This window comes from Parabacteroides johnsonii DSM 18315 (genome assembly GCF_025151045.1).
Classification (GTDB): Bacteria; Bacteroidota; Bacteroidia; order Bacteroidales; family Tannerellaceae; genus Parabacteroides; species Parabacteroides johnsonii.
This window is the reverse complement of record NZ_CP102285.1, coordinates 1,662,946-1,688,768: the sequence shown is the minus strand read 5'-3', so window position 1 is coordinate 1,688,768 and position 25,823 is coordinate 1,662,946. Positions and strand designations below refer to the sequence as shown.

At 45.9% G+C, this 25,823-nt stretch carries 21 protein-coding genes; 8 read left to right on the top strand and 13 right to left on the bottom strand.

Annotated elements, in window-relative coordinates; all coding sequences use genetic code 11:
• The first annotated feature begins 16 nt into the window (after positions 1 to 16).
• Entirely contained in the window at positions 17 to 397 is a 381-nt protein-coding gene (locus NQ564_RS07005) for a RidA family protein (RefSeq protein WP_008149461.1), read from the top strand.
• A gap of 227 nt (positions 398 to 624) precedes the next feature.
• Here NQ564_RS07005 and NQ564_RS07000 read toward each other — a convergent pair whose 3' ends face one another.
• Positions 625 to 1,620, bottom strand: coding sequence for an IS110 family RNA-guided transposase (locus tag NQ564_RS07000; RefSeq protein ID WP_129649941.1), 996 nt, complete (start codon positions 1,618 to 1,620; stop codon positions 625 to 627).
• Positions 1,621 to 1,977: 357 nt separating this feature from the next.
• On the bottom strand, positions 1,978 to 3,795 hold the full coding sequence (locus NQ564_RS06995) for a YgiQ family radical SAM protein (protein WP_008149463.1): 1,818 nt from the start codon (positions 3,793 to 3,795) through the stop codon (positions 1,978 to 1,980).
• Between the two features lie 450 nt (positions 3,796 to 4,245).
• Here NQ564_RS06995 and NQ564_RS06990 point away from each other — a divergent pair, with 450 nt between their 5' ends.
• Complete coding sequence (locus NQ564_RS06990; RefSeq protein WP_021862757.1) at positions 4,246 to 5,247, top strand: malate dehydrogenase; 1,002 nt, start codon at positions 4,246 to 4,248, stop codon at positions 5,245 to 5,247.
• Between the two features lie 114 nt (positions 5,248 to 5,361).
• Here NQ564_RS06990 and NQ564_RS06985 read toward each other — a convergent pair whose 3' ends face one another.
• From NQ564_RS06985 to NQ564_RS06945, 9 genes are all read right to left on the bottom strand, one after another.
• Positions 5,362 to 5,994, bottom strand: coding sequence for a chloramphenicol acetyltransferase (locus NQ564_RS06985; protein WP_039848197.1), 633 nt, complete (start codon positions 5,992 to 5,994; stop codon positions 5,362 to 5,364).
• 11 nt (positions 5,995 to 6,005) lie between these two features.
• Entirely contained in the window at positions 6,006 to 8,498 is a 2,493-nt protein-coding gene (locus NQ564_RS06980) for a S9 family peptidase (protein ID WP_008149476.1), read from the bottom strand.
• 22 nt (positions 8,499 to 8,520) lie between these two features.
• Positions 8,521 to 9,096 (bottom strand): class I SAM-dependent DNA methyltransferase, encoded by a 576-nt coding sequence (locus NQ564_RS06975; protein WP_008149479.1) that lies wholly within the window; start codon positions 9,094 to 9,096, stop codon positions 8,521 to 8,523.
• Positions 9,093 to 9,902, bottom strand: a complete 810-nt coding sequence (gene ispE, locus NQ564_RS06970) for a 4-(cytidine 5'-diphospho)-2-C-methyl-D-erythritol kinase (protein WP_008149482.1) — start codon at positions 9,900 to 9,902, stop codon at positions 9,093 to 9,095. Before ispE ends, NQ564_RS06975 begins: the two co-directional genes overlap by 4 nt.
• A gap of 126 nt (positions 9,903 to 10,028) precedes the next feature.
• Positions 10,029 to 11,471, bottom strand: coding sequence for an MFS transporter (locus NQ564_RS06965; RefSeq protein WP_008149485.1), 1,443 nt, complete (start codon positions 11,469 to 11,471; stop codon positions 10,029 to 10,031).
• 21 nt (positions 11,472 to 11,492) lie between these two features.
• Positions 11,493 to 12,800, bottom strand: a complete 1,308-nt coding sequence (locus NQ564_RS06960; protein WP_008157582.1) for a bifunctional folylpolyglutamate synthase/dihydrofolate synthase — start codon at positions 12,798 to 12,800, stop codon at positions 11,493 to 11,495.
• A gap of 142 nt (positions 12,801 to 12,942) precedes the next feature.
• The gene (locus NQ564_RS06955; RefSeq protein ID WP_005638083.1) at positions 12,943 to 13,188 is read right to left on the bottom strand and encodes an RNA recognition motif domain-containing protein; all 246 of its coding nucleotides are present in this window, start codon (positions 13,186 to 13,188) and stop codon (positions 12,943 to 12,945) included.
• Positions 13,189 to 13,479: 291 nt separating this feature from the next.
• The gene (locus tag NQ564_RS06950; RefSeq protein WP_008149492.1) at positions 13,480 to 14,163 is read right to left on the bottom strand and encodes a response regulator transcription factor; all 684 of its coding nucleotides are present in this window, start codon (positions 14,161 to 14,163) and stop codon (positions 13,480 to 13,482) included.
• Between the two features lie 5 nt (positions 14,164 to 14,168).
• Entirely contained in the window at positions 14,169 to 15,566 is a 1,398-nt protein-coding gene (locus NQ564_RS06945) for a sensor histidine kinase (RefSeq protein WP_008149493.1), read from the bottom strand.
• A gap of 152 nt (positions 15,567 to 15,718) precedes the next feature.
• Between NQ564_RS06945 and NQ564_RS06940 the strand changes: the two genes are divergently transcribed.
• Both NQ564_RS06940 and NQ564_RS06935 read left to right on the top strand, forming a co-directional pair.
• On the top strand, positions 15,719 to 18,094 hold the full coding sequence (locus tag NQ564_RS06940; RefSeq protein ID WP_008149495.1) for an outer membrane beta-barrel protein: 2,376 nt from the start codon (positions 15,719 to 15,721) through the stop codon (positions 18,092 to 18,094).
• A gap of 239 nt (positions 18,095 to 18,333) precedes the next feature.
• The gene (locus NQ564_RS06935; RefSeq protein ID WP_050771046.1) at positions 18,334 to 19,407 is read left to right on the top strand and encodes a PDDEXK nuclease domain-containing protein; all 1,074 of its coding nucleotides are present in this window, start codon (positions 18,334 to 18,336) and stop codon (positions 19,405 to 19,407) included.
• 112 nt (positions 19,408 to 19,519) lie between these two features.
• On the opposite strand, the gene NQ564_RS06930 is transcribed toward NQ564_RS06935, so the two are convergent.
• Positions 19,520 to 20,272 (bottom strand): sulfite exporter TauE/SafE family protein, encoded by a 753-nt coding sequence (locus NQ564_RS06930; protein ID WP_008149499.1) that lies wholly within the window; start codon positions 20,270 to 20,272, stop codon positions 19,520 to 19,522.
• Between the two features lie 150 nt (positions 20,273 to 20,422).
• On the opposite strand from NQ564_RS06930, the gene NQ564_RS06925 reads away from it, so the two are divergent.
• Both NQ564_RS06925 and dnaB read left to right on the top strand, forming a co-directional pair.
• Positions 20,423 to 21,331, top strand: coding sequence for an AraC family transcriptional regulator (locus NQ564_RS06925; RefSeq protein ID WP_008149501.1), 909 nt, complete (start codon positions 20,423 to 20,425; stop codon positions 21,329 to 21,331).
• Positions 21,332 to 21,342: 11 nt separating this feature from the next.
• Entirely contained in the window at positions 21,343 to 22,866 is a 1,524-nt protein-coding gene (dnaB, locus tag NQ564_RS06920) for a replicative DNA helicase (RefSeq protein WP_008149502.1), read from the top strand.
• Between the two features lie 11 nt (positions 22,867 to 22,877).
• On the opposite strand, the gene NQ564_RS06915 is transcribed toward dnaB, so the two are convergent.
• Positions 22,878 to 23,012: a hypothetical protein gene (locus tag NQ564_RS06915; RefSeq protein ID WP_008149504.1), complete on the bottom strand. Its 135-nt coding sequence runs from the start codon at positions 23,010 to 23,012 to the stop codon at positions 22,878 to 22,880.
• 198 nt (positions 23,013 to 23,210) lie between these two features.
• Here NQ564_RS06915 and NQ564_RS06910 point away from each other — a divergent pair, with 198 nt between their 5' ends.
• Together NQ564_RS06910 and NQ564_RS06905 are read left to right on the top strand one after the other, a co-directional pair.
• Complete coding sequence (locus NQ564_RS06910) at positions 23,211 to 23,804, top strand: hypothetical protein (protein WP_008149505.1); 594 nt, start codon at positions 23,211 to 23,213, stop codon at positions 23,802 to 23,804.
• Positions 23,805 to 23,937: 133 nt separating this feature from the next.
• Entirely contained in the window at positions 23,938 to 25,815 is a 1,878-nt protein-coding gene (locus NQ564_RS06905) for a glycoside hydrolase family 127 protein (protein ID WP_008149507.1), read from the top strand.
• Positions 25,816 to 25,823 lie beyond the last annotated feature (8 nt).

The window sequence follows — 25,823 nt, the reverse complement described above, 5'->3', positions numbered from 1 at the left end:
TAAAATAAAAGGAACAATGAAAAAAGTGATCGCAACAAAAAATGCACCGGCCGCTATCGGTCCGTATAGTCAGGCTGTACAAGTAGGTAATATGCTGTTTGCTTCCGGACAGTTGGGACTTGATCCCGCAACAGGCAATTTCGTAGAAGGCGGAGTGAAAGAGCAGACCGTACAGGCATTCAAGAATGTACATGCAATTCTGGAAGAAGCCGGTCTTAGCATTAACGATGTCGTAAAGACAACGGTATTCCTGGCTGATATGAGTGATTTCGCTGCTATGAACGAAGTGTATGCTTCTCAGTTCGAAGAAACTTTCCCGGCCCGTTCTGCTGTCGCTGTCAAGACATTGCCGAAGAACGGCTTAGTGGAGATTGAAGTGATTGCCGTAAAGGAATAAAGATACCCCGAAACCCGTAGGGGCAGGGCTCTGCTCTGCCCTCCCAAAAAAATGTCCGAAAGGGGGTGAATTCTAAGTCCTTTCCAAACAATATCTCTCAAATCTTACCCAAGTTTACGAACATTAACGTATCCTTGGGTAAGTTCGTATATAGACATAACAACTCTTCAGAAGTGTATAGCTACTTCCTAAACCTAAGATGTTTTCGAAGTTAAGGACCTTTTTTATTATACGGCTAATGTTACAAATGGAGTCTGCCTTCGTATCACAGCAAAAGATCTTGCTATGATTTTGGCTCTTACTGCATTGATTACAGATGCTTTATGTTTCCCCTCCGCTATTTTCCTTTTATAATATGCTTTCATCTGCGGATCCCAAGATATGGCAGTAATAGCTGCTCGGGTAAGGTATACTTTTACTTCTTTGTTAGCCAATGAAGAAGTCTGCGTTTTTCCCCGTATGGAAATACCTGAAGTATGTTCAAATGGGGCAACCCCACAATAGCAGGCAAATTTCCTCGGGGTGTCAAATCTTTGAAAATTGTCAGTAACACACAGTAATACAATGGCATTGATAATTCCTATTCCTTTTATACTTCTTAATAGCAAGTAGTTTGTGTAAAGCGATGTACTGGCGGCTATTAGTTGCTCCATATCTTCTTCCACTTCCAGGATCTTTTCTTTTATCGACTTGAGCTGCTCTTCCAAAAAAGAAATGGATTCTGTCACATCAGCCAACTTAGCCATCTGGGAGAATGTTTCCAATAACTTTATGCTTGATACTTTTTGCTTGACCAAATTGTCACGTATAATAATCCATCCCCGCAGTCTCACCAAGTCTTTGTTAGGTAATTTGTATAACTCTAGTTTTCGATAATGTAATACCGCATAGTTCGCTATCCTTTTGGCGTCAATGCGGTCATTTTTGCCTCGTTGTAGGCCCATGGACTTCTTGATGGTCAACGGGCAAACCAAAGCCAGGGAAAATCCCATGGAGACACTGGAAACAGATAACTCTGTGACATAGCTTCCCATGTTTTCAGCACAGAACAAGAGTTTGGATAAAGAGAGATGATAACCTGCTATCCAATCCAATAAAGATTGGATCCCTTCTGGAGTGTTATCAAAAGACTTGTGAGACAACTCTTTTTCGGCCGCAGACATTAATGATGCATCGAAAGTTTTTTTTCCTACATCAAGACCTACAAAATGAGAATAATTCATAATTTTGTATTTTACAGTATTAAACATGAAGGAGAAACAGCTAATACATTTATTAGGTCGTGAACCTACAATTCTAACTGGCTAGGTTCTCCTATTAAGAGAGTTGCAGTCTGATTCAGCCTATAGTCATTTAAGACTAGTGTCAAAGTTAGTTCACTGCAACTCTTCTTTTCAAATATACACTTATATTTTATTGTGATATTTAATACTGCAAATGTAAATGTGTCAAAATCTCCTTGTCCCTGCACTGGATACGGGGACGCAAAAGGACAGACCTTATCAATCAGATTTTTATAGGGCTGGTTTTAATGCGATCCCGCGAGGGGCGCGGGAACAGGATAGTTTCGACACACCTCCCTACAATTTCCCGAACAACCTTCCTATCAAATCCTTTTTCCCGATTCGTTGCAACGCCTGTGTGATCTGGCGGCGAAATTCCGGTTTATACCAGAAAAAGAACTGACGCTGTGCCAGTTTTTGTTCTTTCGTATGGGCTGTATATATCTTTTCCAATGTGTAGGGATGATAACCTGTGTAGTACATCTCCGTTGCCAGTGTCATGGGAGTAGGCGTGAAATCCTGTACCTGTTCGAGTTGGAAATGCAGTTTCTTGGTCTGGATAGCCAAGTTTGCCATATCTGCCTCGGTACAGCCGGGATGGCTGGATATGAAATAAGGGATTAGTTGCTGGTTCAATCCGTATTGCTTGTTTATGCGGTCGAATATTTTTTTGAATTGTCCGAAAAGCTCGAATGAAGGTTTGCGCATCATTTTCAGGACATTGTCCTCTGTATGTTCGGGGGCGACTTTGAGACGGCCGGAGACATGACGGGCTATCAGTTCCTCCATATAGGTATGGGCAGCCTTGTTCAGATTGTCGTCTGTATACCGGTGCAGGAGCAGGTCGTAGCGGACACCGCTACCGATAAACGAACGCTTGATTTCCGGCATTCTGTCCACTTCTTTGTATATATCCAACAGCGGTGTGTGATCTGCATTCAGATTCTTGCAGACGACAGGAGAGATGCAAGACGGTTTCTTGCACTGGGAGCAGATATCCGGATTCTTCCCTTTCATCCGGTACATATTGGCCGAAGGGCCACCGAGGTCGCTCAGGTATCCTTTGAAGTCCGGCATCCGGGTGATCTCTTTCACTTCTTTCAATATGGACTCTTTACTTCGTGAGGCGATAAACTTTCCCTGATGGGCCGAGATGGTACAGAAAGCACAGCCTCCGAAACATCCCCGGTGGATGTTTACCGAGAACTTGATCATTTCGAAAGCCGGTATCGTCTTCCCTTTGTACTTGGGATGGGGCAGGCGGGTGTAGGGTAGGTCGAATGACGCATCGATCTCTTCTTCCGTCATAGGCGGGAAAGGGGGATTAACGACGATTGTTTGCCGGCCGACCTTTTGCAGGATGCGGGATGCCTGCTGTTTGTTGGATTCTTCTTCTATGTGTTTGAAATTTTTAGCCTGTTTCAGCTTGTCGCGCAGGCATTCTTCATGGGAAAAGAGATTGATGTCGTCCGGTAGCGGCTTTACCTCGTCTGCCAAATAGGCCGTTTGCCGTATATCTTTGATCTCATGGAAGGGAATGCCTGCCTGTAACCGGCTGACCAGTTCTTTCAAGGGAAGTTCCCCCATGCCGTATATCAACAAATCCGCCGGGCTGTCTTTCAGGATTCCGGGGAGCAGCTTGTCTTGCCAGTAATCGTAATGGGTAACCCGGCGCAAGGATGCCTCTATACCTCCTAATACGACAGGGACATCCGGATAGATTTCCTTTATTATTTTCGTGTAAACGATGCTGGGATAATCGGGGCGCATACCGGCACGGCGGTCCGGTGTATAAGCATCGTCGCTACGCAGGCGCTTGTTGGCCGTATAGTGGTTGATCATCGAATCCATCGCTCCGGCAGAAACACCGAAGAACAGGCGGGGGGCTCCCAACTTCTTGAAATCCCGGTAATCACCGCGCCAGTCCGGTTGCGGGACAATCGCTACGCGCAGTCCCATTGCTTCGAGTGTCCGCCCGATGACGGCCGCTCCGAATGAAGGATGGTCCACATAGGCATCTCCGCTGAAAAGTATCACATCTATATAGTCCCATCCGCGGGCTTCAACTTCTTTCTTTGTTGTAGGCAACCATGCCTCCGGTCTGAATGTTCTCATGGCTGCAAAGGTACGAATTATATTCTGTCTGTATAATAGGGCAACCGTACCAAATCCAGCAGCAACAATTCTTTATTTCTATGGAGAGAAAAAAACGTTTTTGTCCCGAATAATTCTTTCTTAAGTGCCTGCTAATTCTGTAATCGGTGCCAGCAATTATATAATCAGTGGTTGTGATTATATAATTGCTGGCACTGATTTTATAATCACTGGCACCGATTACAGAATTAATAGGTACTCCGATGTTTTTTTATGCCTATATAGAAATGAATTTGGTGCGGTTGCCCTAAAGTTATAACTTTTGCTTATGGGAGATAGGTATTAATGATGTACAGAGGAGATCGAAATCTCTTACCTTTGCAAACGAAAGAAAAATAAGGTTTTCAAGAAAACTTTATGGTTGCAGGGAATGTTTTAATAGAAGACATATCATTAAAAAAACAATACAATATGAAAACATTGACAGACGAAAAGCTCACGATCGTAGGAGCGGCAGGTATGATTGGTTCGAATATGGCTCAGACAGCCATCATGATGGGACTTACTTCTAATATCTGTTTGTATGATCCGTACGCTCCGGGCTTGGAAGGGGTTGCCGAAGAGTTGTTCCATTGTGGCTTCGAAGGTGTTAATATCACTTTCACTTCCGATATCAAAGATGCACTGACTGGAGCCAAATATATCGTGAACTCCGGTGGGGCCGCCCGTAAGGCGGGTATGACCCGTGAAGACTTGCTGAAAGGAAATGCCGCTATCGCCGAAGAATTCGGAAAAAACGTAAAGGCCTATTGTCCGGATGTCAAGCATATCGTAGTTATTTTCAATCCGGCTGACATCACAGGTTTGATCACACTGTTGTATTCAGGTTTGAAACCTTCGCAGGTGACGACTTTGGCAGCTTTGGATTCTACTCGCCTGCGTAGCGAATTGGCCAAGCATTTCGGTGTTTCTATGGATGTTGTGGAGAACTGTCGTACATACGGCGGTCATGGCGAGCAAATGGCTGTTTACGCTTCTACCGCTAAAGTGGATGGCAAGCCGTTGGCCGGCATGATCGGCACGGATGCTTTGACTAAGGAACAATGGGCGGAAATTCAGACGAAGGTGACGAAAGGTGGTGCCAACATCATCGCTTTGCGTGGCCGCTCTTCTTTCCAGAGTCCGTCTTATGTCTCTATCGAGATGATTGCAGCCGCTATGGGAGGTAAACCGTTCCGCTGGCCGGCAGGTGCTTATGTCTCCAACGGTAAGTTCGACCACATCATGATGGCTTGGGAAACTTCCATTACAAAAGATGGCGTAGCTTTGAAAGAGATAAAAGGTACCCCGGAAGAAGAAGCCGCTTTGGAAAAGAGCTACAAGCATCTTTGCGCGTTGCGTGACGAAGTGATCGCAATGGGTGTTTTGCCTCCGATCTCCGAATGGCATGCATTGAATCCGAATATTAAATGAAAAGTCAAAAAGACGGGTAGAAAGATTTAGGTTACCAGAAAGTAGATCGTAGATATTTATTTTAAGGAGTATGTCAAAAGGGCTTTTCGGCCCTGACATACTCCTTTTTTATAGTCAGGATGCTGTTTGGCTGTTTGATAATTTCTGTATCAGGTCGGCCACGTCTCTTCCGTCCATAAGCCCGTGATGTACGCAAATCGAAATGGGTAATAAATGCTTTTCACCTTCCTGCATTAATTTCCCTGTGGAAATGCGGGGTACGGAGTCTCCGTTTTTAAAAGATGTAGCATGCTTCATTTCGGAAAAAGCGAACCAGGGTAATGCCGAATAGTGAATGACATCCTGTCTGTCTGTGTTTTCGGAAAATGACAATCCTGTTCCGTTTTTAACCCTTTCTATTTCCTGTGTCGCTGTTTGAATAAATCGGTTGATATTTGTATTGTATTCAAAAAAGCCGAAACCGAAAGTCCCGTCTTCACGTCCGATAGTCGGGGAGATATGGATCGTATCATAACGGACTACCGAGTCTTTTTCTATTCGTAATTTGAATGCATCGGTTTCGTTTGCACACTTCAATAAGAAATGAAGGGAATAAAGGAAAAAAGAAACATTCAGTTCTTTACTTTGTCTGTAGATATCGGTGAAATCCACAAGAGTTGTAATCCCGAAAAAGGGGTCGTCGAATGCGGAAAAGAAAGCAAAATGTTCTTTTCTGTTCCAATTGTCTAAATCGATAACTTGCTTCATCTTGTCTTCTTTTATAAATGTCTTTCCGGATAAAGTGCATCCCACCATTGTGGTTCGTCTTTCAGGTATTTGGCGAACCAGGCAAAGATGGTGTTTTGCCATTCGAGACGTTTTTTATAATCCGCAACACCGTGGTTCTCTCCGTCTACCTGTACAAACTCGACTGTTTTTCCAAGTAGTTTCAAAGCCAAGAACATTTGGATACTTTCTCCGACAGGCACGTTCGTGTCAGCATTTCCATGAAGCAAGAGGAGAGGGGTATTGATTTTGTCAGCATTGAACAGCGGACTATGCTTAGTATAGAATTCCGGATTATTCCACGGGTATGTGCCCGTATTGGCAACCGAGCAATATCCATATCCCCAATAACCTTCACCCCAATAGCTACTCAGGGCACTGATGCCCGCATGACTGACTGCGGCAGCAAACAGGTCGGTTTTTGTTTGCAGATATTGTGTCATGAAGCCACCGTAGCTGGCGCCGGCACAACCGATTTTCTTCGGGTTGACGAACGGATGCTCTTTGCAGAACTGTTCTGTCCCCTGGATAATTTCATCGGCGGTCTTATCTCCCCAGGCATTTACGTGACGGGCGGCGAATTCTTGTCCGAAGCCGGTCGTACCGCTTGGGTTCAAAGTGTAGACCACGTAGCCGAGGGCTGCATACATATGCATGGAGTAACTGAACTCCAACGCACGGTTAGTGGGAGAGGTTCCGCCGTAGTAATAGACGATCATCGGATATTTCCGGGATGCATCGAAGTTGGGCGGGAGATAATAGCGCCCCTGAATGACAGTCCCGTCGGTAGAGGTGAAATTCCAGTCGTGGACTTCTCCGAACTTGATGTCTTTCAGCTTGTCGGCCGATAAGTCGTAGATCAGTTGCGTCTTGTTGTTCTTGGTGTTGTAGCTGTACAGACGGTTGGCATTGGATACGCTTTGTCCGTAGTAATACATGACCGGAGCGGTTTCGGCCAGCGAATAATTGTAAATGACGTCTTCCGGCAGGTCAAGACGGCGGATTTTTCCGTTGACCGGATTGCAGGTATAGATACGCTGGTAATCCTGGTCTTCCGTCAACATATAAATCTGTCCGTCGAATTTGCTCCATTGTGCACTCGTGACGTTCGGGTTGAAATCTTTGGTAAGCGCTTTCGCTTTTCTCGTTGCCGGATCGTACAGGAAAAGCTGTCCGTCGTAAGTGTTGGATATTTGCCCCTCTTTGATGTTCAGACCGATATTGTCGAAAGCATTGCCGGAACCGAATACCATCAACTGCTTGCCGTCCGGTGAGAAAGTCGCCCCATTGATGTATTGGGCTTTTTCCCATAAGGTGTCGACCGTCATGGTCTGCAAATCCAACTTATACATGGAGTTGCTTGAGTGAGGCAGTGAAGTGTAATCCTGCTCGCTGGTGCTGAACAGCAGATAACGGCTGTCGGCACTGACATCATTGATAAAGGTATTGTTATGCCCGTATGTCAACTGCTCGTATAAACCGGTCTGAAGATCGTAGCGCCAGATGAAGTAACGGTTACGGAATCCCGGCAGACGATCGTTCGGTTCCAGGATACGAAGCATATCCGGCCCATCTTTAGGGCCTTCTTCCTGGATGGTATAAAGCAAAGTCTTTTCATCCGGGGTAAAACTGAAACTGCCTTCCGGGAGGTTTTCCGCCAGGATTTCTTCCTGCATGGTTGCCGGATCAACGGTTACCAGCTCTTTTCCGTTCATTCCGGTACGGGTGAAATACATCTTGTTGCTCGTCGGCATCCAGTCGGCAGTTAAGATAAACCCTTTGTCCTGCAATAGGATCTGTCCGGTCGCAGCATCCCGCAGTTGAGCATATTGTTCGCTTTTTCCACCTTCCATGCGGGTGTAGTATTTTACCAGCACATATTTTCCGTTAGGCGAGATGCTCGTTCCCCGGAATTGCGTTCCTTCCAGGATGTCGCGTGATGTGTATCGCTTTTCAGGGTTAAGGGAAGCTATGACCTCTGCTTCCTCTTCACTTTTGAATTTGGCTGTCAGCGTGGACGGACAGGTATCGGTGTCGGCTGTCAGATATTTGATGACCACTTCATAGCGGTGTGGTTCCAGGGTCAATTCAGAAGTGGCGCCGACCGGTTTATTGTTGACGAACACTTCGAATGTTCCCGGTCCGGAAACTTCCAGCGAGCCTTTTGTGTAGCGGTCGCTGTTCAGGTAGAACGAATAGAGATGCAAGGCATATCCTTTTTCGGGTGTCGGGACGGTAATCAGTCCGGCGGTATCCGCATCGATAACGACCGCATTGCCGAGGGCGCGGCCGAAAGGAATAGTCGATTTGACCAGGTTCTTTGCCTCGAAAGGCTTGCCATTGACGTTCAGGCTGTCTGCCAGGATGGGCTTGTTGACCGCTATCGGCCCGGCATGAAGGTACTGCATCACTTTTACGTCTTCTGCCGCTTGGGTGGCGAAAGCCGAAAAGAGGAGTAACGGGATAAGTTTAATCTTTTGATTCATGTATCGTGTATATTTAGAATATCTATTTGCGAGTGGCGCTAATCATATAAAGCCGGTCACTGTCTTCCATCGTGTTGACAGTGAAAAAAGGAGATAGCATGCGGGCCAGCTCTTCCACGGGAGGCAATCCTTCCGACAGTTTTCCGGCATGCTTGTCATGGTGTCCGTTGATCTTGTCGCGACTTTCGCTGTGACAGATCACCAGTTCGCCGCCTGCCGGTAGTATTCCGGCTAAATGGGAGACCAGCTTCTCCGGTTCCTGGAAATGAGGGAAAACACTATAGGCAATGATATAGTCGAAAGATTCTCCCTGTATATCCCATACGTTCTGGCAACGGAAGTCGACGACCGGGGTCGCATATTTGCTCCGTGCCTTCTCGATCATTGCAGGCGAAAGGTCTACTCCGACAATCTGCCGGGGAGAATAAGGTAGGAGATAACTCTCCAATACGCCGGTTCCGCATCCGATGTCCAGGATGCGAAGCCCTTTTCGAAGGCCGGTCCGTTGCAGGATGTCGTTCAGTTTTTCCGGATCATGATAGCAAAGTTCGTCCCATCTGTCGGCAAGAGTGTCGAAGAAGTCTGCTATCTTGTTCATGGTAGTTGTCCCTCCCAGACAAAACAATCGGCAAACAAACTTTTGAGATCTGTCGCCTCTCTGAACAGGCCGAACACGGAAGAACCGGAACCGGACATGGAGGCATATACGGCTCCCTTTTCATACAATGTCTCTTTAATCCCGACAATGACCGGATATTTTGGGAAAACACTTTTTTCAAAATCGTTGACCATCAGTTTTTTCCATTTCTCGACCGGTCTCCGGATGATTTCTTTCAAAGAGATGGCCGGAGCAGCAGGTGTCACCATCGAGTAGGCTTCCGGTGTCGAGACGGCGACATCCGGCTTGACAAGACAGAGATGGTAACCTGCCAGCGACAATTCCACCGCTTCGAAGATATTTCCCGTACCGGATGCGAATACCGGCGTATTGCGGATAAAGAACGGGCAATCCGCCCCGATGGAGGAAGCAAGTTCTTCCAATCCGTCTTCCGGGATCTGAAGTCCGCAATAGTCGTTCAATAACTTCAGCATAAAGGCGGCATCAGCCGAGCCTCCGCCAAGTCCGGCCCCGAAGGGAATAGCTTTCAGCAGATGGACTTCCAGTTCCGGGATTTCATACCGTGACTTCAGCAGATTCAGTGCTTTGACAACTAAGTTCTTCTGGGTTGGAGTATCTACCGGTATTCCCGTCTGTGTGAAAGAGAATGTATCGGCTCCGACTATTTCCAGCGCATCTTTCACCGGGATCGGATAGAAGATAGTTTCAATATTATGGTAGCCATCGGGACGTTTGCTCACGACATTCAGCCCCAGATTTATTTTGGCATTAGGAAAACAGATCATATATAGTCTCTTTTTAATGATTGACAAATGTAAGTTAATTGATATAATTTAGGCACGGATTTCAATTCCGTGAATTCCGTGCCTGTAAAATCATGAAGGAGGTGTTTTGCCACCGCCTTTCGGTGCTTATCTTTGTCCTTCGCCGATCATCTCTTCAGCCAGAACGATATCTGCGTCCTTTTTGATGTTCGGAAGTTCCAGACCGTAGCCTTTGATACGGTCTTCACGTTTCAACAACAAGGAGATCACGAGTGCCAGAACACCGAAGCAGGTGAAGATCAACATCGGGATCGTATAGTCGTAGGTCGGTTTACCGTTGATCTCTCCGGAAATGCAATATTGATCCAGTACGATACCGATCATATACGGAACTCCCATCAGTCCCCAGTTCTGTACCCAGAATATCAGTGCATAGGCTGTCCCCAATTTGTTTTCCGGGATGATTTTCGGAACGGAAGGCCACATGGCGGAAGGGACCAGCGAGAATGCGATGCCCAGCAGCAAGATCAGTATCAGAGCGACCAGCCAGTTGTCCAGCATCGGAATGGAGAATGTGAAGTGGATGAATATCAGCATGATGGAACCGATAATCATGATGGTTGCTCCCTTTCCTTTGCGGTCGTACAAGTTTCCGAAGAACGGAGTTAATAGGATATTGCCGAATGGCAGCAAAGCCGGAATGACACCGGACCATTCGGGATCGATGCCGAATTTGTTAATCATCAGGTTCGGAGCATATTTCAAGAAGGGGAAAACAGCCGAATAGAACAAAACACAAAGGAGCGCCATGTACCAGAAACCCTTTAACGTGATGATATCCAGGATATCACCGAAACGGAACGGTTCTTCCGCATCTTCTTCCCCGGTAGCGCCGGCGGCATCTTCCGCATCACGTCTCTTGTCCATAACAACAAATACGATGAAGGATAACAAACCGATGCAAAGCAAAATCAAACCGATGAAGATCGGCATACTGATGGAGTTGCCGAACGCACGGCTCAACAAAGGCGTAACGCCGATTGCCAAACCTGTACCGATACGGGCACAAGCCATTTCCAAGCCCATTGCCAATGCCATCTCTTTGCCTTTGAACCATTTTACGATGATCTTCGAAACGGTGATACCGGCAATCTCGACGCCGACGCCGAACAAAGCATATCCTAATGAAGCGACTACCAATGGATATCCGTATTCTGAACCGAAAACGGTAACGGTTGCACCGTCAAAATTATGTGAAATACCGAACCACTTGATGAAAACACCGATGAGCATGATGCTGGTTGCCATCAAACCGGTGAAGCGGACCCCCATCTTGTCTAAGATCATGCCTCCGAAGATAAGCATCAGGAAAAATACGTTGAACCAACCGTAGGCGCTGGTGAATTTGCCGTATTCATTGGCTGTCCATCCCAGTCCGCCACCTTCGACGGGGGTTTGTAGTAAGTCCTGTAGCGGAGCCATCATATCCGTGATGAAGTATCCGCAGAGCATTGTGAATGCGACGAGCGCCAGTACGGACCATCTCGCCGTTTTTGATTCGCTCAGTTTTCTCTGAATTTGTTCTGTCATGATATTTGTTTTTGAATTATGTTATTTGTCTTTTTTCAAGAACAGGGGCAAGGCGTCCGCCACAACAAAAGTGCTTCCACCGATAAAGATGATGTCGTCCTGTCCGGCACGTGCCAATGCTTTTTCTACAGCTTCCGGCACGGAATCGCAGATCGTGCCCGACAAACCGTGGAAGATTGCTTTTGTCGCAAAATCTTCCGCAGGCATTGCCCGTTGCACGGATGCTTGCGTAAAGAAGTAAAAGGCTTTTTCAGGCATCAGGTCCAATACGCCGTCGATATCTTTGTCGTTGACCATGCCGACAATCATAAAGAGGTGCTTATGCCGTTTCAGTTCTTCTTCCAGTTGGATTTGCAGATATTGCCAGCCTCCGGCGTTGTGCCCGGTGTCGCATACGACTTTCGGGTTCTCCTGCAAAACCTGCCAGCGCCCCATCAGTCCGGTCAATTCGACCACATGTTCGAAACCTTCCCGTATCGCTTCGACCGGAATATTTACGCCGGCTGCGCTCAATAAGTTGATCGCTCCCAATACGGTAATCGCATTCCTGAACTGCACGACACCCCCTAATTCACCGAACAACTGTCCGTATTCCGCAGAGTCCAGATACCATTCGCCCGTATCCATCAGATAAGATTCTTTCAGTAACCCTTCGTCCTGGGCGAAATATACTAATGTACCGGCTTTGGCGGCTGCGTCTGCAAAAACTTGTGCCACGCTGTGGCGGTCTACTTCGCCGACTAATGCCGGAACGTCCTTTTTGATGATTCCGGCTTTCTCAAAAGCGATCTTTTCGACCGTATCTCCTAAGAACTGGGTATGGTCCAAGCTTATATTCGTAATGATACTTAGGATAGGAGTGATGATGTTGGTACTGTCCAGGCGGCCGCCCATGCCTACTTCGATAACGGCATAATCCACCTTTTCGGCACGGAAATAGTCGAATGCCATACTGGAAGTCAGTTCGAAGAAGGAGGGTTGGAGAGGTTCGAAGAAGGAACGGTTGCGTTCTACAAAATCTACCACATATTCTTTGGGGATCTTTTGCCCGTTTACCCGGATTCGTTCGCGGAAGTCGACCAGGTGCGGGGAGGTGTAAAGCCCGACTTTATATCCCGACTGGCGCAGGATCGCGGCTAACAGGTGGCTGACGGAGCCTTTGCCGTTGGTTCCTGCAACGTGTATCGTTTTGTAGGCTTTATGCGGGTTGCCTAAATGGTCGTCCAGTGCGATACTGGTTCCTAATCCGGGTTTGTAGGCTGAAGGTCCGGCATTCTGAAAAACTGGAATACTGGTGTATAGATAGTGTAGCGTCTCTTCGTATGTCATGCTGTTATTTTTTATATTTCGCAAAGTTAGGTACAAATCTTTTAGGAAAAAAGGAATTGGTTAAAAGATAGGTGGAATAAACAAGAAAAGGATACCCGAAACCGGATATCCTTTTCAATTTAACTTTTATAATTCTGTAGAATTAATTTCTTGGGAGTGCTTCTTTTACAACCATCTGACGGCCTTCGTAAGTGGCTCCGTTCAAATCTCTGATTGCGTTTTGTGCTTCGGAATCTTCCGGCATTTCGACGAATGCAAAACCTTTAGATCTTCTTGTGTCGCGATCGATGATAAGTTTTACTGAATCAACTGTTCCGAACTCTTCCATTACATCTCTTAAATCTGATTCCCTAACGTTATAGCTAAGGTTACCAATATACATGTTCATAAAATATAAAAATAAAAAAATTAATAATTCAACAATCGAATGTAAGGAAGTTATTTATCAGAGATGAAAATGCTCAATATATAATTGAGAAGATACATGTGAAAAATCAAATCGATATAATCTCTCATTGTTTGTTGATACAAAGGAAAGCATTCTTTTTGGATAAAGCACTATACTTCCCGATATATATTGAATAATTTGTTTCTTTTGTGAAATTAGGCCAATACTTAAGGATTGACCGCAAACATGGGACGTCGTGCCCGGACCAGTCGGCACAGCCATTGAAGCAGATCAGTCGATGATAAGCTTGTAACCGATCCCGCGTACGTTCAGTATTTTGATCGATCCGTCTTTCGATAGTTTATGCCTCAACTTGGTTATGAATACATGCAGGCTGCGGGCATTGAAGAACGAATCGTCTCCCCAAAGTTCCAAGAGGACATCTTTCATGGGCAGCACATGATCTTTGTTTTCACACAAACGCTTCAGTATTTCGGATTCGCGGTTGCTCAGCAATTGCTTTTCTCCGCAGTACTGAAGCGTTTGTGTGATGGAGTCGAATGTATACTGTCCGAGTGTGAAGTGGCTGCTTTCTTCCTTACGGACACTTATTTTATTCAATAATGCTTTGATACGGATGATAAGTTCCGCCATGCCGAACGGCTTTTTCAGGTAATCGTTTCCTCCCAGCTCGAAGCCTTCAACCACATCATTGGCTGCGGAACGGGCGGAAAGGAAAAGGACCGGTATTTGCTGATCCGTTTTCCGTATATGCCGTATCATCGTGAAGCCGTCTATTTTCGGCATCATGATGTCTGTGACGATGATGTCCGGCTTTGTTTCTTTATATCGTGACAACCCTTCTTCTCCGTTTGCGGCGAGAATCACTTCGAATTCTTCACCGTCCAGGGTGTCTTTTATGATCATGGCGAGCGTCGGCTCGTCTTCTACCAATAATACTCTGATCTTATCCATTGTCGTCAATTTTTAAAATGAAGGGTGAATGTGGAGCCTTTTCCCGGCTGGCTCTTGACCGTCACGTTCCCGTTATGTTTGGACATCATGTCGCTGACGTAGTACAATCCGAGGCCGAAGCCTTTCACGTCATGCAGGTTGCCGTTGGGCACGCGGTAGAACTTGTCGAACACCCTCTTTTGGTTGGCTTCGCTGATGCCGATCCCTTCGTCTGTGACCGAGAGGGTCGTTTCCTTAGATGATACCGTCCCTTTGAGGGTGATGCGGCAGGCTTTTTCTCCGGAATATTTGATTGCATTCCCGATCAGATTGCTGAGCATGTTATACAGATGGGTACGGTCGGCCGTTACGGTCATATGTTCCGGTACTTCTGTCGTAATCTCGACCGGTTTGTCTGACTTTAGTTTGAACTGTTCGATAAGCGGAGCCAGCAATCCTGCCACCTGTATCGTTTCGGGCTGAAGGCGGAAAGTACTTCTGTTCTCGACAGAAAGCGTGAGGATTTGTTCGACCAAACCGGATAGATGGTTCAGTTGCTCCCGCACGATATTCAGATATTTCTTTTGTTTGTCATTTGTCGTCTCATCGTAGTTCAGCAATACATCGTTGGCAGCATAAGCAACGGAGATCGGGGTTTTCAACTCATGTGTCATATTGTTGGTGAAATCCGTTTTAAGTTCCTCTATCGTCTTTTGCCGCAGGATCGTATAAAGCAAATAGATGAAAGCAACCAAGATAACCACAAAAAGCAGGAAAGATGAAATCAATATGCCTGCCATATTCCGGAACACGACCCAATCGGGAGATTGGAGTTCCAGATCGTAGTAGCATTGTCCCGGTTCGATCGCGTGGGTGAAGCGAACCGAATTTTTCCAGGCTTCATCTTTTCCGGATGCATCCGTATAGGTATATAGCACAGAGTCTCTGACTCCCTGCCGGATCACTTGCAGACGGAATGGGACCATAATGCCCCGTTCCTGTAGCCCGTTCTTTAGTAAGGTGCAGAATCGGGAATAGTCGACAGGAAGTAATGTGTCTATCTTTTGATGCATGAAAATCTGCACGTTCCTCTCCATCGTACCGATTATCTGCAAGTAGTCATCCAGCTCTTGAGCAGTCTCCGTATACTGGATGGCCGAATCCGCCAAAACAGTAGTCGTGTCCCGGCTAAATTTGAATTGAGGATTTATTTCGGCGTGAAATTTTTTTGCGGTCAGCGAGTCCATACGCAGGAACAGTTCCATATAGTCGGCCATCCGCATGGCTTCCTCTATATTATCCCACGTACTTTTCTTACTGGACACATATAAACCTTTCAGCCAGTACCCTTGTGATATCAAGAGCCCGGCAAGCGAAAGGCAAATAAGTGCAGCTATTATCTTAAATCGGAGACGTGTCTTCATATCTATGTGTTTGTATTTGCGACAAAAATACAGGTTCCGATTCAATTTATCACGAATCCGGTAAGACTAAATAACACTCCGTAAGCGAGTGATAACACAGTTTCTCCTCGGAAGGCTTTTCCTTTGCAGTGTCAATTGAAAAACGAACGAAAATGAAACGAATACTTTATTACTCTCTGGTTTTATTGGCTGCCGGTAATGGGATGTTACAAGCGCAGAATTGGATTCATGGAAAAGTGGTCGATAAAGAAGAACGACCGGTAGACGGGGTGGCTGTCGTGTTGCAAACATTGGATTCTACTTATATAGATGCAGTCGTTACGGATAGTCTCGGGGCATTCATGTTGAACCAGGAAGCTGGTCCGAACTATCGTTTGTTGTTCCAACATCTGTTATACGAGCCGGTTTGTAAAAAAATATCGACTGCTGATGCCGGTACGATAAGCCTGACTGAAAAAGATTATGAACTGGAAGGCGTTGTAGTAAAAGCCGAACGTCCGCAGGTCAAGGTGGAAAACGGCGCTTTGAAATACGACGTGCCCCAATTGATGAAAGATAAGGCGGTCAGTAATGCGTTCGAGGTGGTGAAGCAGATACCCGGTGTGATCAGTACGGACGATGCCGTCCAACTGTTGGGTGCCGGCAGTCCGAGCATTGTGATCAATGGGCAGTTGACCACGATGTCGGTCGATCAGTTAGTCGGTTTGCTGAAGACCATTCCTGCTTCGCGGGTATGTAACGTAGAGATCATGTATAATGCACCAGCCAAGTATAATATCAAAGGAGCTATGATCAATGTCGTATTAGATAAGGAAACTGTCGAAAAGAATGCTCTGCAAGGAGAAACCGGTGTCGATTATTTGCAGCGCCATTACGCGGAGGGGAAAGTTCATGGCAACTTGCTTTACTCCACATCCCGTTTCAATATAGATTTCTTAGCCAATGGGGCTAAGGGACGGAACTATATGGGAGAGGAGATCCAGGCCCTCCATACCTTGAAAGATCAGGTAACGGAGGTCAACCAATCGGGACGTGGCACCCGGAGAGGTATAGATGGAACGATGCGTTTAGGTATGGACTATACTTTCAAAAATGACGACAGGCTCTCTGCCGCCTACTATCTTACGGCCGGCAAATCCGATCTTGAACGGACGGCTGCCACAACCTTCCAGGTATTGGAATCCGGACAGCCGGTGGAAGAACGCCTGAGCCGTACATACATAGAGGGAAACAGTGCGTTGCACAATGTCCGTATTCAATATGACGGTAACTCCGGACTGATGGCGGGTGCGGATTTTACGCGTTATCATTCACCCGGTTTCCAGACATTTGTCGATCAAAGCCATGAAACGACAGTGACGGATATGCAGAATAATTCCAAGCAGGATATTTCACAAGGAGCACTATTTATTAACCATAGCCACACTTTTGAAACCGGGTGGGCACTGAATTACGGTGTCCATGGCGGTTTCACCTCTTCGAAGACTTATATCGATTATCTATATAATAAAGGTAACGGCTATGAATCGGCTCTTGATGAACTTGAAAATAACCGCCAGAAAGAGTATAGTGGAAATGCATTTTTGGAGGTGTCCAAGGATTTCGGTTCGCATTTCTCTGCAACAGCTTCTCTGAAAGTTGAATACTTTAAATCGGATTATACCTCTAACGGGATGAAATCCACACTTTGGAATGATTGGACTTTATTCCCGAATGCGACACTCAGCTATACGGTCAATCCGATGCACATCATCCAATTGGACATAAGCAGCGACAAAACCTATCCGTCCTATTGGGATGTGACGCCGCAGGAAAGCCCGATCAACTCTTATTCCGTTATCTTGGGCAATCCTTCCCTGAAACCTTACCGTTCTTATAGCGGGCAGTTGATTTATATCCTGAAGCAGAAATATACGATTCTGGCTTTTTGCGACTATGTGCCCGATTATTTCGCCCAGTTACCTTATCAGAATACCTCGGAACTGAAAAACGTTTTCCGGTATGAGAACATGGACTACCAGTTGCAATTCGGTGTAGGGGTGATCGTTCCTTTCCGGGTCGGCGAGTTCTGGAACAGCCAGGTGACTTTGTCCGGTCAGCGTATGCAGGAGAAGTTAGACCATTTTCATGATCTGTCTTTCCATAATGAAAAATACACCGGGCAGTTCAAGATGGATAATACGTTTACCCTTTCCAAGTCTCGTCCGAATTTGAAGCTGGATTTGAATGGCTATTTCGTTACCGGAGCTGTACAGGGAATCTATGATCTCGGTCATCTCTATGATGTGTCTTCTGCATTGAAATGGCAGTTTGCCGACGATCGTGCTACTCTGATTCTGAAATGTAACAACATTTTCCGCAGTAATATGCCTCATACGATGGAAATCAACCAGTCCGGCCAATATAGCCGCCTCTGGAAACTGGACGACCAACGTTGTGTAACGGTTTCTTTTGTTTGGAAGTTCGGCGGTTATAAGAAAAAGCAACATGAAGCGGTGGATGCTTCCCGATTCGGCAAATCGATGTGACCTGTTCTTTTGACATTTAGATAGGGAAAAGAGGGTCTTTACTATCAAACTGAATGTTAAAAAATATTACCCTTGCGGGTAATTTCAAATAGATGGGGTACAAATCCGATTTTGATGGGATAGTGCTGTCTTTTTGATAAAAGGAGATGGTCGGGATTAAAATAAAATGAGTATGTTTGTATATAAATCAAAGAAGAGTATGGCTAAAAAAACAGATATACAAATGGCTGGATAACTTGATGGGTAATTTTCGAGGTTATGCAGCACTACTTCGAAAAATCAAGCAAAGAGTACTGACCGCTCAGCAAAGGGTGATTTATGCCGCCAATGAAGAGATGCTTCGGATGTATTGGGACGTTGGCGAAATGTTGCAGCAAAGCCAGGATGCGGACGGTTGGGGTAAGAAAACGTTGCAACGGTTGTCAGTGGATTTGAAAAACGATTACTCTGAGATAAAAGGTTTCACTGTACGCAATATGCAATATATGGTGCAGTTTTCCAATGAGTACAATCAAGCACTTACGATGGTAAAAAGTTCTGCTTCTCCAATTGCGAAATCACTGATTTCGCAATTAGGTGAGTATAATTTTAACCTCCCTGTCAAGCACTTGGATTGGACGCACAATCTCGTGTTGATGAAGCAGGTTAAAGACATTCGTGCCCGCTATTGGTATATGATGCAAAGCATCACCAATCATTGGACGACACGCTATCTGCAAGAAGCCATCAAACTTGATGATTACGGCAAGCATGGAGCGTTGGCGAACAATTTCGCTGAAACGCTGCCTGCACCGGAAGCAAATGATGTAAAATCCATGCTCAAAGATCCGTATATATTCGATATGTTGACTTTCACCGACCAATACAATGAGCGTGATGTAGAAATCGGTTTAGTGAGGCATGTGGAGAAATTTCTCGTGGAAATGGGAGCTGGTTTTGCTTTTATGGGCCGGCAGTATCACATAGAGGTGTCGGGTGATGATTACTATATTGACATATTAATGTATAATGCGTTTTTGCATAGATATTTAGTGATTGAGTTGAAAGATACGGAGTTTATGCCGGAGTATATCGGCAAACTGAATTTTTACTGTTCTGCTGTGGATGACATTCTTTGCCGAGAAGGAGATAACCGGACTATTGGACTGCTGCTTTGCAAGAACAAAGATCGTATCAAGGCTGAATACGCCTTGCGCGGCATTCAGAAGCCTATTGGAATTTCCGACTATGAATTAGGACAAGCCTTGCCGAAAGACATCAGAGGTAGTCTGCCTACGATTGAAGAAATCGAGAAAGAATTAGGATTGAAGTAGGTCGATAATTCAACAAGCCCAAAGGAATATTGTAAAGGCGATACCGTTTATGTCCGGTTACGCAAATGTGTCGTTCCTACAGTCCTTTTTTGAGATACCCTTCTACAGTTACTTAAATTAATAACATCAATACCGACAAGCAGGTAACCGCTGTTGTGAAATAGCGGAAGCCTTTTTCCGGCAGTTTTTTAACCAAGATGATACCCAAGACTCCGCCTATGATGATAAAAGGGATGGTACAGGCATCCAGCATCAGAGAGGAAAGGGTGATATTATCCCAGGCAAATACCTGTATGGGAATCTTCAGATAGTTGACGACCAGGAAAAACCAAGCATTCGTCCCCACAAAATTGTATTTGGGCATTTTAACAGATAGTAGGTAAATGGCCATCACAGGACCCGCAGCATTGCCTATCATGGTGGTAAAACCTCCCATTAACCCGAATAAGGGGCCATACCACCAATGATTGGAAAGGGAGTTTTCCTTACCTTTCCAGTCTGACCAAAACATGACAAGCAGCACTACCAAAAGGCAACTTCCCATTAAATGCTTGAATTCTGTAGGGGGAACCAGTTTGTCGACAAACAGAGCTACTGCAAATCCCACTAAAGCTGACGGCAACAATTTCAGCACGTATTGCCATTCGGCTATCCTGCGATAATACCAAACGGCCATCAGATCGGCCAAACACAAAATCGGCAATATCAGGCCGGTAGAGGGTTTGGCCCCGAAAGTCACAGCCATCATTGGCACTGCAAGAAGGCTGAGGCCTTGAATACCGGTTTTGGATATACCGACAAACAGGGCGGATAAAAATAATATTCCCCAGTCGTAAGGTGACTGTATCCATATTGAAAAGTCCATAACTTTAACAATTATATAGGTTACTAAAATAGGATACAAAGCGGGATAAGCCCCCCGATTTGACTTCGCAAAAGTAGGGTATATTTCTAATATGAAATTCTATTATATTTGCTAAATGTTTTCTTATATTTGCAGGGTGAAAAAGAAAGTATGGGTATACTGGAACGTAAAATCATTCATGAACGGACAACATTATGCAGTCATATCCCTTATCCTCAATTCGTATTGCCCCGTCATAAGCATATAGAATATGAGATTATGCTGTTTACTTCTGGAAGTGGAAAACAGTTTGTCGGGGAAGGGGTTCTTGACTATCAGCAGGGTGACATTGCCTTGATTGGCAGTAATGTTCCGCATTTGCACCTTTGTAATGCCAAATTGAATCCTGCGATGAGTTTTGAACCAAGTGCCGGAGAGGCTTTGCAGTTTCATCCGAAAATGTTTCCTTCTGAGTTGGAGGAGGTTCCTGATTACCAATTTATTTATCAGTTGCTTCAGAAGAGCCAATATGGGATACGTTTTTATGATAAAGAGTTGTTCGAGGAATTGAGACAACGGTTTCAAGAAATCGATCGTTACGAATATACCCACCGAATAATAGGCCTGTTCCGTATTTTGGAGCTATTGTCCACTTGTAAAAGCACGAAGCTGATGTCCGCTACGGCATATAGCAGTACAAATTTTGCTGTAGAGGCGAATGAGCCGGTCAGTAAAATATATACTTATTTGTTCAACCATTATAAAGAGAAAATCACATTGCGGGAAATTGCTGACTATGTCAAGCAGAATCCGTCGGCGCTATGTCGGTATTTCCGGCAACGGACAGATAAAAGCATTTTCCAATGTCTTGCAGAAATTCGGGTTGAACATGCTTGTAAATTATTGTCGTATTCTAATTTGAGTGTCTCTCAAATAGCCTACGAATCAGGCTATGGTAATGTTCCATATTTTATCAAGCAATTTGAAAGTATAACCCGGCAAACTCCCAAGGAGTATCGTATTTCTCTTTTGCAAGGTTCGGAGAACCGGATAAAAAGTAGTACATTTGGTGCCCGATAACAATTAGAACAATGGCAGAAAGAGGAAAAAATACAGGAGGAAAAGGAAGACAGAAACCGGTTATAGTACCTGATATGGGGCGTTTGCAACCACAAGCCCGTGAGTTGGAAGAGGCGGTGTTAGGCGCTCTGATGCTTGAAAAGGATGCCTATTCCATCGTCAGCGAGATCTTGAAACCGGAGAGTTTCTATGAGAAAGCACATGAGAAAATTTATGCAGCCATCGTAGATTTGGCGATCAGCCAGCGTCCGGTGGATATGCTGACCGTCACCGAGCAACTGAAGAAACGCGGCGAGCTGGAAGAGGTAGGCGGCCCGTTCTATATCTCCCAGCTGACCAGCAAGGTGGCCAGTAGCGCCCACATCGAATATCATGCCCGTATCATCGCCCAGAAATACCTGGCACGTGAGCTGATTTCTTTCACTGCCATGATACAGGGCAAGGCTTTTGATGAGTCGATCGATGTGGAAGATCTTATGCAGGAGGCGGAAGGAAAGCTTTTTGAGATTTCCCAGCGTAATGTGAAGAAAGATGTTACCCAGATCAATCCTGTCATCAAGGAAGCGATGGTTATGCTTGAGAAGGCTGCCAATCAAAAAGAAGGGTTGAGCGGTCTGCGCACTGGTTTCGAAGGATTAGACAAAATGACGTCCGGATGGCAGAACTCCGATCTTATCATCATTGCCGCCCGTCCTGCGATGGGTAAGACGGCTTTCGTCCTTTCGATGGCTAAGAATATGGCGGTGAACCATAACACGCCGGTGGCTTTGTTCTCTCTTGAAATGAGTAACGTCCAGCTTGTCAACCGTCTGATCGTGAACGTATGTGAGATTCCGGGCGAGAAGATCAAGAGCGGGCGTCTGGAAAACTATGAATGGGAACAGTTGGACTTTAAGATAAAAGAATTGTATGATGCACCGATTTATGTAGACGATACGCCGAGTCTTTCGGTATTCGAACTGCGTACGAAGGCCCGCCGCCTGGTGCGTGAGCATGGTATTAAGATCATCATTATCGACTACCTTCAGCTGATGAATGCGAGCGGCATGAGTTTCGGCAGCCGTGAACAGGAGGTAAGTACCATTTCACGGTCGTTGAAAGGATTGGCGAAGGAACTGAATATTCCGATCATTGCCCTGTCTCAGTTGAACCGTGGTGTCGAGGCGCGTCAGGGCGTGGAGGGAAAACGTCCGCAGCTGGCCGACTTGCGTGAGTCCGGTGCTATCGAGCAGGATGCCGATATGGTTTGTTTCATCCATCGTCCCGAATATTATAAGATAACGGAAGACGAGCGTGGAAATTCCCTGATCGGCCTGGCGGAGATTATTATTGCCAAACATCGTAACGGTGCGGTTGGAGATGTCCGTCTCCGTTTCAAGAGCGAGTTCGCCAAATTTATGAATGTGGATGAAGATGTCCCGGTCCGTGAGTTCTCCTCCAATATGAACGGTTCGGACCCGATGGAAACAATGCCTCCTATACCGCCGGCCGGTGCCGATTTCTTGGCTCCCGGCAATAATGAGGTGCCGTTTTGACGGTGCCTCGTCTATTTGCCGTCGGATGAATCTTTTTCGCTAATGTCCAGTATGTCTTTGACTATGTACCAAATGACGAATAGGACCATGACGCATCCGATCACGATGCCTCCGGCTTTTATGACTGTACCAATGTATTCTTCCATGTTTTCCAGGTATAATTTTCGTAAATATAGGAATAATATGATCACATTCCTGTTTTTCAGAATAAAAAGAGATTTATTTCCTATTATTCAGGAGTGTTGTTATTTCTGATATCAATTATTAAGATACTTCAATGTTTTTAATGAACTATCCAATAGGGGATTTCCACTTCTTGTTGTCTTTATAAGAAAAACAATGATATGTGGCGATACGGATTGGTTTTTCTATTTCCTTTTTTGTATACTGCTGTTCTTTCTGCTCAGAATATTTTACAAGAAGATTCGGTATGGGGATCGGTCGGTAAAGACACGATACGGCTGAATCCGGAATACCTGAAAGCGATAGAAAACGGGACTTTGATAAATATTGGGCAACCCTTGGAACTCGAATCCTCCCGACTGCCGATTCTGATAGATTTTTCGGAATATATAAAAGCGGATACTATTCGGCAATTGTTGCAAGTCGATTCACTTCCTCCGGCAGTGTTCTGGCTCTATCAGGCAGATACAGTGCATAAGGGCATACGGGGAGATTATCATAAGCCTATCAAATCGTTAGTCATAAATAATCAGATACGATTAGGACAGACGCCTTTTTACGGTAGAGCCGGAGCACAAAACCTTTTTCTGACAGAGGTGAAGGACGGACAGCGGAGGGGATCGGCGGGGGTTACCATAACATTCCATTTCTCAATAGAAGATATGTTGCGTTCCGCCTTTTGGAAAAGTGAACGGGATAAAAAGCGCAATCGGAAACGGGACTTTACCTGGAAGCATTATAATTCGTATCCTTAAACGGAAATATGGCGGCAGAGTGTGGTAGAGAAGCAGACACTTATCATAATTGACAGGTATTCTGTCAATTTTATAACACTATATCGTGGTTATCTCCTTATTTTTGTCTTATAATTCTTAAATTCTCAATATTATGATGATTCCGTTTAAGGTGAAAACCTTCTCTTTCCTGTTGGCTTGTGCCTGCTCGACGGCAGGGATGGCGCAAGTAGTGAATGACTCTCCTGTGAGACAGGTAAAAATATCCGGTTATGTAGGGACTCGAATCGCAGATTGTATCGAACGTCGTGTGAAAGCGCAGGATGTTGATCATCTGGTCGAACCGTTCCGCCACCAGAACGAGAAGTCGCGCTGGCAAAGCGAGTTTTGGGGGAAATGGATACAGGGGGCGATCGCTTCTTATCGTTATAACCGGGACCCGGAACTGTACCGGATCATAAAGGATGCGGCCGAATCGCTTATGGCAACACAACAGCCGAACGGCTATATCGGGAACTATGCACCGGAATACCAGTTGCAGCAATGGGATGTCTGGGGGCGCAAGTATACTTCATTGGGATTGATTGCCTGGTATGATCTGTCGGGGGATAAGAAAGCATTGGAGGCGGCTTGCAAAGTTGTCGATCATCTGATGACACAGGTCGGGCCCGGAAAAGTGGATATCGTCTCGACCGGTAATTATATCGGTATGCCGAGCTCGTCCGTTCTCGAACCTGTCATGTATCTGTATAACCGGACGAAAGAGGAACGTTATCTTGATTTTGCCAAATACATTGTCGGACAGTGGGAGACGCCTGGCGGTCCGCAGTTGATCAGTAAAGCCATTGCCGAAGTGCCTGTTGCCAACCGTTTCCCGCATCCGAAAACTTGGTTTTCGAGGGAGAACGGACAGAAAGCGTATGAAATGATGTCCTGCTACGAAGGGTTGCTCGAACTCTATAAGGTAACAGGCAATCCGCTTTATCTTTCTGTTGTGGAAAAGACAGTCGGGCATATCGTACGTGAAGAGATCAATGTGGCCGGATCGGGCAGCGCGTTCGAATGTTGGTATGGTGGGAAGGAACGGCAGACACAGCCTACCTACCATACGATGGAAACTTGCGTGACCTTTACCTGGATGCAGCTTTGTAACCGCCTGTTGCAGATGACGGGCAATTCCCTGTATGCCGATTATATGGAGACGGCTATCTATAATGCTTTGATGGCTTCTTTGAAAGCGGATGCCTCACAGATAGCCAAATACAGTCCGCTGGAGGGTTGGCGCCATGAAGGGGAGGAGCAATGCGGCATGCATATCAACTGTTGCAACGCGAACGGTCCGCGTGCTTTTGCCATGATTCCCGGGTTCGCTTATCAGGTACAGGACGATTGTGTCCGGGTGAATTTCTATGCTCCCTCGGAAGCGGAGTTAGTGTTGCCGGGCAAGAAGTCGGTCTGGTTGAGGCAAACGACCGAATATCCGCGGACTGATCAGATCGAGATAGAGGTCGATCCGACGAAAGAGACAACTTTCACCATTGCCTTGCGTATCCCGGCATGGAGCAAGATTGCGACAGTTTCCGTAAATGGGAGACCAGAGGCCGGTGTCCTGCAAGGTGCTTACTTGCCGGTGAACCGTAAGTGGAAAAAGGGCGACCGGATCACTGTTAAGCTCGATTTGCGTGCCCGTCTGGTGGAAAGGAACCAGGCGCAGGCCATTGTGCGCGGTCCGCTTGTTTTGGCTCGTGACAGTCGTTTCGGGGATGGTTCTGTCGATGAGGCGTCTGTTGTTGTGAGTAAGGATGGATATGTGGAGTTGACACCTGTGGAGGCTCCTGATTTTGCTTGGTTGGCTTTTACTGCCCCGATGGTATTGGGAACGGACTTGGAAAGCCACCGGACTCCGAGGCAGATTCATTTCTGCGATTTTGCTTCTGCGGGGAATACTTGGGACAAAACACAGCGTTACCGGGTGTGGTTGCCGAAGACATTGAATGTGATGCATTCACCTTATAAACCGTATAACCAGTAAACGGGAGC